Here is a 12761-nt window from a genome sequence, read left to right as displayed (position 1 = left end):
AATGTAATTAAAGCGCTCACCTTTAAAGTTGTGGGCGTTTTAATACAAACTTATCTTTGGTGGTGCTAAAGTAATCGCCGCCCATTTTACCTACTGCATCTAAACGTGTCGGATCTATGTAGCCATTTACCAACGTGGCGTCATCTATAAAAATTCCCACTACATCTAAGAGCATCATTTTGCCACCGCTTGGTTCATCTGAAATAGTGATCACTTCTCGAAGCTTACATTCATAGCGTACTTTTGAAGCTGCAACACTCGGCGGATTAACTAACTGGCTTGTGACTCTCTCTATGCTGGCCTCATCAAACTCACTGACATTATTAGGGTAATTAGCGCAGCTTTGGTTCATTTGCTCTACTAAGGCATGACTAACAATATTAACCACACATTCTTTGGTGGCTAGTAAATTTGTCAGTGTATCTTTATTGGCTTTATCGCTGGGGTTAACTTGAGTAACACTTAACACTGCAGGCTGACAACTTGCTACGGTAAAAAAAGAGTAAGGTGCAATATTGCTTACCCCCTCACTACTTAGCGTGCTTATCCATGCAATCGGTCGTGGACTAATACCGCCAACTAAGTAGCTATAAACAGAGCGGTTGCTGTTTTGCATTAAATCTAAAAACATTATTTCTCACTTTTAAGTTAAAAACTAAACCCTAGTACTAGGCAATACGTACTTATAGATTGGATCTTCATTAATACTACACCGTTAGCAAATAGTTTAATTTCATGCGCCAAAAAATAAACATTGTCTGGTTTAAACGCGATTTACGCTTAAGCGATCATCAACCGCTTAAACATGCGTTTAGCAATGGGCTTCCAACATTATTGCTGTACAACTTTGAGCCGCTGTTACTCGAAGATGCTCATTATAACGAGCGACATTGGCGCTTTGTGTATCAGTCGCTATGTGATTTAAACCAACAACTTGATCGCTTTAATAGCTGCGTGTACATATTTAAACAAAATATGCAGTCGTTGCTTGAAGAGCTACACACCCAGTTTGAAATAATTAATCTCTTTAGTCACCAAGAAATCGGCTTAAATAATACATTTGAACGCGATAAAGCGATTAAAGCATGGTGCCAACATAATCAGATTAACTGGTTAGAGTCACCAACGGGGGCTGTCATTCGGGGTAAAAAAAATCGCAATAATTGGAATGAATGCTGGCAACAAACAATGCAAGCGCCAATTGCCATCCCAGATTGGAAACACATTAAAACAGTGACACTCACACACTACCAATCGCCAGAATTACCAGACAGTTACACAGCTGACGATGACAACTTTCAATATGGAGGGCCGCGACTTGCCCGCGATGTTATGCACAGTTTTTTTGCCGAGCGCGGTAAAGGCTATCAAAAAGGGATCTCTAGCCCGAGCTTGAGCCGCACGCATTGCTCTAGGCTTTCGCCCTATTTAGCCTGGGGCAATATTAGTCTTAGGCAGGTGTATCAAATGGCGATAGACGCATACCATTCAACCCATCCCGATAAAAAAGGCTGGAAGCGTCCGCTTGCTGCGTTTGTATCTCGCCTGCATTGGCATTGCCATTTTATGCAAAAGTTTGAAAGCGAATGCAGCATGGAATTTAAAGCCTTAAATCCGGGTTACCATGCATTTCCGTATCGTGATGACGCTAAGGTTACTAGCGATATTGAACGCTGGGCACAGGGGCAAACCGGTATTCCTATTATTGATGCCTGCATGCGCTGTTTAAAAGCCACCGGTTATATTAACTTTAGAATGCGCGCTATGCTGGTGAGCTTTGTAACCCATCATTTAAACATCAGCTGGCAACAGGCAAGTTTTCCGCTGGCTAATTACTTTTTAGACTTTGAGCCAGGTATTCATTATCCGCAAATACAAATGCAGGCATCGGTTACTGGCATTAATACTATTCGCCATTACAACCCCATTAAACAATCTGAAGATCAAGACCCAACCGGCGCATTTATAAAAAAATGGTGCCCCGAACTTGAAAAGCTCCCCATTGAATATTTACATCAACCCTGGCAACAAACGCCAATGGAAGCGTTATTTAACGACTTTAAACTTGGTGAAGATTACCCAGAGCCGATGCTTGATTTAACTCGAGCATCTAAAGAGGCACGCGAGCGATTGTGGCAATACCGAGAGCGTAGCGATGTTAAACGTGCTATTCATGCCATACTAAAAAAACATGTAGCCATCACTCCCTCGGTACGTAAATCCAAAAAGCAGTCAGACAAATAACTATGGCACATAAAAAACTAACCCTACCTGAAAAAATATGCCCTGTGTGTAATAAACCGTTTGCGTGGCGTAAAAAATGGCAACGAGACTGGGATAACGTTATTTATTGTTCTGAGCGATGTAAACGTAGCAAATAGAGATTGGCGTTTATCTTGCAGCCTCCATGTTACTACGTACATTTTTAAGCAATTATCGGATTATTTTACATACAACTGATATCAATGCTGAAAAACTTACATTAAACAAGGAGAACATGATGACAATTAAAAAAACGGCAAGCTCAAATTGGTCTGGCGATATTAAAAGTGGTAAAGGTACTATATCAACTCAAAGTGGTGCACTCGATAACCAGCCGTATGGGTTTAATACTCGCTTTGAAGATAAGCCCGGTTCTAACCCAGAGGAGCTAGTTGGTGCAGCCCACAGTGCTTGCTTTAGTATGGCGTTATCATTGGCATTAGGAGAAGCAGGCTTTACTGCTGACGATATAAGCACCAAAGCGACAGTAAGCTTAGATGAAGTAGACGATGGCTTTGCGGTGAGTGAAATTGAATTGGTAGTTAATGCAAAAATTACTGATATTTCCAATGAGCAATTTCAAGCCCTGTGTGAAGACACCAAAAAAGGCTGCCCGATTTCAAAACTACTCAATACCAGCATAAAGCTAACGGCAACACTTAACTAATTTTGTAAACCAATTATACTTTTTGCGTAGCAGTAAGATTATGTTTTAGCATAACCTTACTGCTAATTTTTCATGAATTAAATAAAAACTTTATTATGAGTTATATTAATGTTTACTAATATAATTATGTAAAATCTCAATACTTTGTTAGGATTATAAAAAACTTAACCATCTTTTAGTGTTGGTTAAATACAAAGGTGGATGCATGAACGAAAAATCACAAAGTTGCGAAAAAGTATCTTGTAGCAACTGCGCTGATTCTAGCGAACTAGACTTTGACTTTACCATGGCGTTTCAGCCTATTATAAATTGCCAGAGCAACACTATTTATGGCTATGAAGCATTGGTTCGTGGTTTAAACAACGAGTCGGCTTTCTCTATTATTTCCCAAGTAAACGACGACAACCGCTACACCTTTGACCAATTATGTAGAATTAAAGCTATTGCACTTGCCTCTAAGCTAGGCATAAACACCATGCTAAGCATTAACTTTTTACCCAACGCTATTTATAAGCCTGAGCGCTGTATTCGCACTACCCTAGAAGCGGCTAAAAAGTACAACTTCCCTACAACTAATATTATGTTTGAATTTACTGAAGTTGAAAAAATAGAAGACAGCAGCCACGTTGAGCGGGTTGTAAGCTACTACCAAGAATTAGGCTTTAAAACAGCTACCGATGATTTTGGCTCAGGCTATTCTGGATTAAACTTACTAGCTGACTTTCAAACAGATATTATTAAACTCGATATGGCACTTATACGCGATATCGACAAAGACACAAAACGCCAAACTATTGTGCGTAACTGCTTAAATATGTTCAAAGAGCTAAACGTAATGGCACTGGCTGAGGGCATTGAAACAGTTGAAGAATATCACTGGCTAAAAAGTGTCGGCATTGAATTAATGCAAGGCTACTTGTTTGCCAAACCAGGCTTTGAGTGCTTACCAGACGTTAATTTTCAATAACATTTAGTTGTTATAAAAAAACCGCCATCAAGGCGGTTTTTTAGTTTTTGCTATTGGTTAATTACATATTACCCAGCTCTATCATCATTGCGGTGTACATACGTAAATTAAGTGCTAGTTGCTCAAGCGTAATAAATTCATGCTCTGAGTGACCTGTATAGCGTTTACCCGGCATTGATGGGCCAAACGATACGGCATTATCAAATAATTTAGCGTTAGTACCACCTCCAATAGAGACAAAATCTGCGCCTTGATCACCAGTAAAATGTTTAAAAATATCAAGTAACTTTTGTGCATGAGGTGCGTCATCAAGCAGCATAGGTGTGCCAATGGTGGTTTTAACATTAGCTAATGTTACTTTATTATCAGCTTGCCATTGGGTAAGCGCACTATTAATTTGCTGATCTAGTAAGTCAGCCTCTTTACCCATAGGACGACGAGCATTAACCGCTAACGTTAGGTTATTACCGTCTCGTTCAATAACTGTGGGCGCTACCGTCATTGGCCCCATAAAGTCATGCTTATACGCAATATCACCAAATTGTTTACCGTGAATATCTAGGCCAATTAACTGGTTTACAAACTTAATGAGCTGACCGTCGCTGTTGTTTTCAAGCTCAACGGCTTTAAATAGTTCAGCCAAATAAGCAATGGCGTTAACACCTGACTCTGGCTCAGATGAATGTGCCGACATGCCTTTAACACTAATTAAAGTTCCATCTGTTTGATCATCAAAGGTAAACTCTACTCTCTTAAGTGCCTTAGCTGTTTGTTTTAATTGAGCTACTAATTCAGTACTCGCATTATGCAAAGTTAAGCTGGCATCTTCAGGGATTTGGCTAGCAAAGGCACCACCCGTTACATTGCTTACATACACATCGGTTTGTGGTGATGTTGCATCAAATGTTGGCGCAATTAAGCTCCAGCCTTTTTCAGCAACCACCACGGGATATGAGGCGTCAATTGTGACTGCATACTTTGGTTGCTCATAGGTTTTCATAAATTCGGTTAAAGGCCCCCAATCAGATTCCTCGGCCAAATAAACCATCAGCTCAATGCGGTTATCAAGGGTTATGCCTTTATCTTTTATGGCTTTCATCGCATATAAAGCGGTAGCTATAGCGCCTTTATCGTCTTCGGTACCTCGGCCAACTAATTTACCCGCCTCTGAGGTATCAATAATAAATGGGCTTTGTTTCCATTTACTGGCGTTTGCAGGTTGTACATCGCCGTGAGTCACTATGGTTACTTTTTCTTTTTGCTCACCCATGCCTATGAGTACGGTATAGCCTAAATCTTGGTAGTCAAAGCCCAGTTCAGCGGCTTTCATTTTTAATAATGCTTTAAAGCCTATAAAGTCGGGGTTTTGTGGTGCGCTGATCTCACTTTTATTAACCGTAGGAAACGATACTAAATTAGTAAGCGTATGCACCTGTGCATTTTGATAGTTATTAACTGCGTAATCGGCCACGCTTTCACTGTGTTTATTTAATTGTGCATGAGCGCTAAATGCACATAAGGCAATACTTGCTAAAGCTAGCTTGTTCAAAACAGATTCCATTTAATTAACAACAAAGAGCATTAATTATAACCTCCTTGTAAAGTGACAAACAGCGCTTTGCGGCAGACCCACAAGCAAAGCTTATAATTTATCTAACAGCTTTGAACAAGATGCCTGTATAATGCGCAGCTCAAAATTATGGGGTTAATCATGAATCGCAGAAAAAAAATCGTTACTAAGTTTCAAAAGAAAGATAAGCGCGCTAATGCCAAGCTGCATAAAAGCAACAAACCGACTTATGTTTCAAAAGCAGAGCGCGCAAAGCTTGCTGAGCAAGATGCCGAACAAGCAATTGAGCACGGTGCTACCGAGGTAGTGCAAACAAGCGCTTAATCGTTATTGCGATAGGGTGAGAGGCTTAAATTGAGTGTTAAAAAGCTTAAAGTGAGCCAAATAACGAACCGCCACATAGCAAACTACCCCACTTGCCACAATCAATTCAAACGTTGCTAAATACTGTATTTGCTTAACAAACTGCAAATCAATTCCCACTGTATGCATCCATGCGGCGAGTTTAAATAACGCGGTAGCACCAATAACCATAGGGAAAGTAAAGGCAGCGTAACCTGGGCAAAATGGACGGCGCAGTAATTTAAAAAATGCGACGTAAATTATAAAGGTCATCAGTACCGCAATTCCAAATAACAAGCCAATAATAACCGGTGACGGCTCGCTGATAACTGTAAAGTAACCAGCTAACGATAAACTTGCTGGCGCCGCTAAAATAGCCAATGTAGGTTGTGCAGCATCAGGAATGTGCGCAGCAAAAATGATCCGGTAAATCATCATAGGCAACATAACTGCATACATCAGCATGCCAAAATAAAGCGCCCCTTGTGCTAAAAATAGCAGAGCCGGATTCCCTGAAAACGCGACATCGGCAACAATGATCCCAACCGGCGGTACAAACCAGCTTGGCACCATATGCTCAATTTTAAATTCAATCACGCGATGAGCAATAAAGCTTATTAAAAACACCAAATGCAATAAAAATGCACCAACCCAAAGCACATCTCCCGCAAGGGAGTAAAACTGCCCTAAAGAATTAGACACCACTAAAGTAGCCATAGCAAAAGTAGGCACCACACTTCCCACAACCGGATGGGCTAAATCGGCTTTAAGCAGCTGAGGATGTAATAAAAACTTAAGTGTTAACAATAGCAATAATACGCTCGCAATAGCGGCACCGGTATATTGTGCTACGCCATTTAGGTTAGCCATACTCTCCCAAGCCCAACCTAGGCTGGCAATACCTAATGCCAAACCGCCCATTGGTGTTGGTGCACCAGATACTTTTGTTTTTATATGTTTAAACATCTCTATTCCACCCTGTGGTTGTAACTTACAGAGAAGTTTACGCTTGCATTTTGTTAAGTTAAATCTAATTATATAGAACACACGTTCAGGCAAACTAAACATAGCATAATGAATATTTCACTTAAGCAACTTAAAGTATTTGTCGGCATAACCCAGCACAGCACCCTTACAGCAGCGTCTGAATCATTGTTTCTATCTAAAGCGGCGGTGAGTATGGCGCTTAGCGAACTTGAAAAGCAGTTAGGCCATCCATTATTTGATCGTGTAAATAATCGGTTATTATTAAATCAAGAAGGGCAAAAACTACTGCCCCTTGCTGATGAACTATTAAATCGGGCAAACACTATCGACACCTTGTTTTTAGACAACGCCCCTGCCAGCGGAACTTTAAAAATTGGTGCCAGCGACACGATTGGTAATCATGTATTACCTGCTTTACTAAGCAAATTTAGAGCACAGCGACAGCATTATTCACAACAAATACTGATTTCCAATTCGACGCTTATTTGTCAAAAACTTATAGATTACGAGCTCGATATAGCACTTATTGAGGGCCAAGCCCATCAAAGCGATTTAGTCTCTAATGTGTTTAGCCATGACGCCATGTGTATTATTGCCCCAATAAACCACCCATTGGCTGCAAAAAAGCAACTTAGCTTTAACGACTTTAATCGTAGCCAATGGGTATTAAGAGAACCTGGTTCAGGCTCGCGTTCCTTCTTTTTACATAGCCTTGCGCCACAAATTAAAAATTGGACGCAAAGCGTAGAGCTCAATACCACAGAAGCGCTTATAAACTGTGTAGCAAATGGCTTAGGGTTAGGATGTTTATCATCACTTGCTGCGCAATATGCCCTAAAAGATGGCCGTGTTACACAGCTTAATTTAAACCACCCCATGCAAAGGCAGTTTTGGTTAGTAATGCATAAAGACAAGTACAAAAACCCGCTGTTAAAGCAGTTTATAGATTTTTGTCACAAGCAGTAATGTATGTATTTAAAGTATAAATAAGTAACGATTTAATAGGCTTGTTGTTTTAATTAGTTAAATTCGCTTTAATGGAAAAGTAATTCAGAGGACAGCTTAAAGCTACAAACAAGTACTAATTTACGTCAGCAAGGTAGTTAACTGAAATGCTACTGGTACGTAAAAATTACAGCCAAAATCACATTACAATGATTGTAATGCAAACATAGGTTATCAAGACGATGAAAAAAATGGTTTTAGTCCTAACTTTACTCATGACAGGCTGTAATGAGAATAATTCTGAAACAAAATGGCAAGGTAGATGTTTTCCTAATAAGTACCTTTCAGAAGCAAGTTTTATTAACTCAAATAAGGGTGACAACGCACTTGATAAGGAATTATCAAAGGCTCCTATTTTGTTCTTTCCAGCTAATTATGTTGTTCAACATATAAAGAAGTTTCAGCCCGTTGACTATCAAAATGATGAAAGCCCATTGAATAACTTTATATCGGTTAACCTGCTGCCTCATCGAAAGCTTGAGCGTAATGTTAATGCTAGTTTTTTTAATACATTCTCTGATGCTAAAGATCTGTATATTCCTGTTGAACATGAAAAATATAGTTTCACTTTATATACTAAATCGGAAAATACTTTTTTGTATTGGGGTAGCTGCGGATATAGCGCGGTAGATAATTATAGCTGCTTTAGAGATATAGAGTTCGAAAATATCAACATTAGCTATTTAGTTAATCAAGATAATATTTCAATCCATAAAAAGATTGATGACTTTATTATTGAGCATTTAAATAATTGGCAATGTGAATAATAGTTTAAATATCATACAAACCAGCTTCAAACAGCTTGATTATTCAATATACGCTCTTAGAAAAATGGCAATAAACCGTCAGACTCGATTAACCTAAAATCGAATCTGACGGCTTATACTAACTTACTCTATCATCTTAAAACGCGTAACTCATGGCTAAATTTATAGAGCGCCCCTGCCCTGCTAATTGATTAAAGCCCTGCGACATGTCTTGTTTAAACTCAGCAATACTTACGCCACCAAGTGGTAATTGATAATACTCATCAAGCAGATTGGTAATATCAACACTCACGGTAAGTGCATCCCAACTGGCTTTTGAGCTTAAATTAAGTAAATGATACTGCTCAGTTTGGTTTTCTAGGCGGTTACTATCTACGCGAGTTTTACTATCGACCCACTGCCACGTGAGTGCGTTTTCAAAACGGCCAACTTGCTGGTTAATGGCAAATTGGGTTTGCAGCGGCTTAATTTGATAAAGCGGCTGATTAGTATCATCGCGCTTACCACGGGTGTTGCTAATATTCGCTTTTAATGACCAGTTACCATACTGCTTAGACTCATGCAGTGCTAAAACCGCATCTAGCTTTACACCATAAAGCCTGGCATCTACGTTATTAAACATAAGTACATTACGGGTATTGGCAGCAAACGCTGTGCGGTTAAAGCTTCTTACTATGTTGGCATCAATATAATCATTTACATCGCTCACCCACGCGTTAGCACTTATACGCCAGCTGTCATCTTTTGCCATGCGGGTGTACGTGCTGCTTAGCGTGTGTGCGGTTTCTGGTTTAAGGTTTATATTACCAATATAGCCGTTGCCATCGCCGTACCATCCAATCATGGTGGTGGCCATATTACCTACGCCCCAGCTGTAGCGTTCGTATAAATTAGGCGCACGATTTTTACGGGCTAAGCCAATTTGTAGTTCGTCGTTATTGCTTAGTTGATAATTAATCAGCACGTTTGCATCAACTAAATTATCTGTTTGTTTTTTACTTTGGTTATTAAACTTTTTAGCGGCCATTGCATCACTTGGCATCGCCATGGCCATTGCATTCATTGCAGCCATGCCTGCATTATATGCTTGCACATCATCAGTGTTGGTCATTACATTTTCAAATCGAATGCCTGCATTTAACCACCAGCGAGTATTTAGTTGGCTTTCATATTCTCCAAGCAAAGCAATACGCTGACGCCGGCCATTATTAATATTGTTATAGTCATTTGGTCCCATCATCATTGAGCCTTCAACTGCAGGCCACCAGTCATCTAATTTCATGTGGTGATACTCTTGCGCGAGTAGTAACTGGCTGTTGTTATCAAGCGCTAGTCGCCATTTTAACTGGGTGCTTATATCCTCAGCATCAGTTTTCATGGGCATTTTTCCGGTTTTTTCTGCGCTAAAAAACCCCATTTCATGCTTTACGTTATGCCAATTTAACTGCGCTTCAAGCTCACTGCTTGTAAAAGCACGCTGATACTGGGCAACAGCGCCATAGCTGGTGTTATCTGTCATATCCATATATTGATTAGCAAAGCCTTGATAGGGTATTTTTTGATGACTTAGCTTAACCACTAATTGTTGCTTATCATCGCGCATGGCAGCACTTAAACTATGGTTTTGCGCGCGGTATAGGGTATCGAGCACTAAATCGCCGTTACCATCTTCATAACTGTTAGCATCGCTGAACGCACCTTGATAATTAAAACTAAGTACATTGCTGGCAATGCGCATACCTGCGCCGACCTTTTTGGCGTTATCAAGGGTGTTGTACTGGGCTGACACATAACCTGAATGCCATGCAAGTTCGCTGTTTTCACTGTACTGAGGTGAAATAGAATTAACAGCAATCACACCTGCAATATTATCGCCTCCCGCGCTTACTGGAGAAACACCTGCAACCACTTTGTAGCTACTAATTTGATTGGCTGAAATATAAGACAGTGGCGGGTTCATTTGGTTAGCACAGGCGGCGGTGATTTGCGCCCCATCAACCAGTACCGCCACTCGATCGCCCATTAAACCATTTAAAACAGGTAAATTGGCCATGCCACCAGCAGCAGAAAAGTCCACTCCTAAATCGGTTAATAGCGATTCAGATGAGCCTAATGATAGGTGTTTATTTTGTGCTTGGCCGTGCACTTCAATCACTTCAATTGAGGTGTCATCTGCAAAAGCAACTGGCGATAATACGCTACTTATAACAAGCGCTAAAGGGGATAATAAATAAGAGGTTAAAGAATTTTTTTTATCAGTCATTATTGATTTACCACAAAATTTTTGTGGGTAAATTATACTTGCTGTAGCAATCTAAAAAGCGCGACATATTGTCGCACTTTGTTAATTTTTAACCCTGTTCGTCGTCAAAAATATCTTCTATTTTTAACTCAAACAACCTTGCTGCCTTAAAGGCCAGTGGCAAGCTGGGATCAAACTTACCTTTTTCAATCGCATTAATAGTTTGGCGAGAAACATCTAGCAGCTCGGCCAACCTTGCTTGGGTGTAGTTATGCTCGGCTCTTAATACTTTTAATCGATTTTTCATTCATCACCTGCGCAATAGTGTTTATTAAGCACATACACGCTAATTAAATACACTGCCCCCATTAAAAACATTAAATCGGATATTTGTGCTTTAAAATCAATTAAGCCACTCAATTGCAAATTAGTGTACGCAAGCCCACCTACCAATATTGCACCTAGGGTAAACCCCATGGCACTGAGATGTATTTTTTGCATCAGCTCATCCATCCCCTGTAAGTAACGTTTGTTAGCCAAAATCATTACAATGCCGGCTATTACATTTACAACTATAAAAAAGCCGCTAATTATCTCGGCGCGATCCCAAATTAATGTCGGGCCAAAGCTACATAACGCTAAGGTGAGTAACCAAATCAAGGTACATTTAACCAAGTAGCTAGTATTTTTAATTTGGCGTTGTTTTAAATTTAATTCTGTTTTCATTACTAAAAACTAATTAAGCTATACTTTAAATTCAATTTTATCGCCGCTGTTTTTACATAAATTATAGAGTCTCAGACCATTATTTATTAAGAACGAAAAAAAGCCGCTATGCGGCTCTTTTTAAGGTTAATTTATATGATCATTAAACGTCAATCGACGCCATATCAATAACAAAACGGTAGCGCACATCTGAGCGTTCCATGCGCTCATAAGCGGTGTTAATTTCATCTATATTGATCATTTCACACTCAGGTAATACATTGTGCTCACCACAAAAATCGAGCATTTGCTGTGTTTCTGCAATGCCACCAATTAAGGATCCTGCCACTCGACGACGACCCATTAACAATGGCACTGTGTTTAGCTCATCAACAGGGCCTACTTGGCCAACAATCACTAACGTGCCGTCAATATCAAGTAGCGGTGTATACAGTGATAGGTCGTGCTTTACCGGTATAGTATCAATGATCACATCAAACGCTGATTGCGCATCTTTCATTTCATCATCGTTGTTCGACACTAAATAGTGCTGTGCACCTAGCTCAATAGCATCTTCTTTTTTAGATTCAGTGCGGCCAATAACCGTAACCGTTGCACCCATTGCCACGGCATTTTTAACCGCCATATGGCCAAGCCCTCCAAGGCCGACAACTGCAACACGGCTGCCTTTTTTAACACCCCATTTATGCAGCGGTGAGTAAGTAGTAATGCCAGCACACAATAAAGGCGCAACGCGAGATAGCTCTAAATTTTTAGGTACTGAAAGCACAAATTCTTCACGCACCACTACATGCTTAGAGTAGCCACCTTGAGTCATTTCACCATTTATTCTGTCTTTGCCACTGTAAGTGCCAACCATGCCTTCACGACAAAATTGCTCTTCGTGATTATGACATTGGTCGCAGCTTTGACACGAGTCAACCATACAGCCTACAGCAACGGTATCGCCTTGCTGATATTTAGTAACATCGCTACCAACCGAAATTACTTTACCAACAATTTCGTGCCCTGGTACTAATGGGTAGTTACTGCCACCCCAATCGTTTCGCACTGCATGTAAGTCTGAATGACAGACACCACAATATAAAATCTCTATTGCTACATCGTTATTTCGTAAATCGCGGCGCTCAAAAGAAAACTCTGTAAGTTCAGAACCTTGGCTTTTTGCTGCATATCCGACTGTTTTCATAATAACTCCATAGTTTATTAAAATTTATAACTCACAC

General features: G+C 40.0%; 14 protein-coding genes. 7 read left to right on the top strand and 7 right to left on the bottom strand.

Going from position 1 to position 12761, the window contains the following annotated elements:
- Positions 1-22: 22 nt before the first annotated feature.
- The gene (locus FLM47_RS04700; RefSeq protein ID WP_178955468.1) at positions 23-631 is read right to left on the bottom strand and encodes a flavin reductase family protein; all 609 of its coding nucleotides are present in this window, start codon (positions 629-631) and stop codon (positions 23-25) included.
- A gap of 104 nt (positions 632-735) precedes the next feature.
- On the opposite strand from FLM47_RS04700, the gene FLM47_RS04695 reads away from it, so the two are divergent.
- From FLM47_RS04695 to FLM47_RS04680, 4 genes are all read left to right on the top strand, one after another.
- Positions 736-2244: a cryptochrome/deoxyribodipyrimidine photo-lyase family protein gene (locus FLM47_RS04695; protein ID WP_178955466.1), complete on the top strand. Its 1509-nt coding sequence runs from the start codon at positions 736-738 to the stop codon at positions 2242-2244.
- Positions 2245-2246: 2 nt separating this feature from the next.
- Positions 2247-2381 (top strand): DUF2256 domain-containing protein, encoded by a 135-nt coding sequence (locus FLM47_RS04690; RefSeq protein WP_076921450.1) that lies wholly within the window; start codon positions 2247-2249, stop codon positions 2379-2381.
- A gap of 119 nt (positions 2382-2500) precedes the next feature.
- Positions 2501-2929: an OsmC family protein gene (locus FLM47_RS04685; RefSeq protein WP_024601924.1), complete on the top strand. Its 429-nt coding sequence runs from the start codon at positions 2501-2503 to the stop codon at positions 2927-2929.
- Between the two features lie 205 nt (positions 2930-3134).
- Positions 3135-3896 carry an EAL domain-containing protein gene (locus tag FLM47_RS04680; protein ID WP_178955464.1) on the top strand — a complete coding sequence of 254 codons (762 nt, stop codon included), beginning with the start codon at positions 3135-3137 and terminating at the stop codon, positions 3894-3896.
- Positions 3897-3957: 61 nt separating this feature from the next.
- On the opposite strand, the gene FLM47_RS04675 is transcribed toward FLM47_RS04680, so the two are convergent.
- Positions 3958-5445 carry a dipeptidase gene (locus FLM47_RS04675; RefSeq protein WP_178955462.1) on the bottom strand — a complete coding sequence of 496 codons (1488 nt, stop codon included), beginning with the start codon at positions 5443-5445 and terminating at the stop codon, positions 3958-3960.
- Between the two features lie 162 nt (positions 5446-5607).
- On the opposite strand from FLM47_RS04675, the gene FLM47_RS04670 reads away from it, so the two are divergent.
- Entirely contained in the window at positions 5608-5790 is a 183-nt protein-coding gene (locus FLM47_RS04670) for a DUF2986 domain-containing protein (RefSeq protein WP_178955460.1), read from the top strand.
- A gap of 3 nt (positions 5791-5793) precedes the next feature.
- Here FLM47_RS04670 and FLM47_RS04665 read toward each other — a convergent pair whose 3' ends face one another.
- Positions 5794-6774, bottom strand: a complete 981-nt coding sequence (locus FLM47_RS04665; protein ID WP_138607608.1) for a TDT family transporter — start codon at positions 6772-6774, stop codon at positions 5794-5796.
- 108 nt (positions 6775-6882) lie between these two features.
- Here FLM47_RS04665 and FLM47_RS04660 point away from each other — a divergent pair, with 108 nt between their 5' ends.
- Positions 6883-7761, top strand: a complete 879-nt coding sequence (locus FLM47_RS04660) for a LysR family transcriptional regulator (RefSeq protein ID WP_178955458.1) — start codon at positions 6883-6885, stop codon at positions 7759-7761.
- 221 nt (positions 7762-7982) lie between these two features.
- Positions 7983-8567, top strand: a complete 585-nt coding sequence (locus FLM47_RS04655; protein ID WP_178955456.1) for a hypothetical protein — start codon at positions 7983-7985, stop codon at positions 8565-8567.
- A 136-nt stretch (positions 8568-8703) separates the two neighbouring features.
- Here FLM47_RS04655 and FLM47_RS04650 read toward each other — a convergent pair whose 3' ends face one another.
- The 4 genes from FLM47_RS04650 to FLM47_RS04635 form a co-directional block, all read right to left on the bottom strand.
- Positions 8704-10830 carry a TonB-dependent siderophore receptor gene (locus FLM47_RS04650; protein ID WP_178955454.1) on the bottom strand — a complete coding sequence of 709 codons (2127 nt, stop codon included), beginning with the start codon at positions 10828-10830 and terminating at the stop codon, positions 8704-8706.
- Positions 10831-10918: 88 nt separating this feature from the next.
- Entirely contained in the window at positions 10919-11116 is a 198-nt protein-coding gene (locus tag FLM47_RS04645) for a helix-turn-helix transcriptional regulator (protein WP_008108814.1), read from the bottom strand.
- Positions 11113-11535, bottom strand: a complete 423-nt coding sequence (locus FLM47_RS04640; RefSeq protein WP_178955452.1) for a hypothetical protein — start codon at positions 11533-11535, stop codon at positions 11113-11115. Before FLM47_RS04640 ends, FLM47_RS04645 begins: the two co-directional genes overlap by 4 nt.
- A 142-nt stretch (positions 11536-11677) precedes the next feature.
- Entirely contained in the window at positions 11678-12724 is a 1047-nt protein-coding gene (locus FLM47_RS04635; protein ID WP_178955450.1) for an NAD(P)-dependent alcohol dehydrogenase, read from the bottom strand.
- Positions 12725-12761 lie beyond the last annotated feature (37 nt).

Origin of the sequence: Pseudoalteromonas sp. Scap06 (assembly GCF_013394165.1) — a bacterium.
In the GTDB taxonomy this organism is placed as follows: Bacteria; Pseudomonadota; Gammaproteobacteria; order Enterobacterales; family Alteromonadaceae; genus Pseudoalteromonas.
Note: the sequence above shows the minus strand (reverse complement) of the source record. Positions and strands in the feature narration are given on the sequence as shown.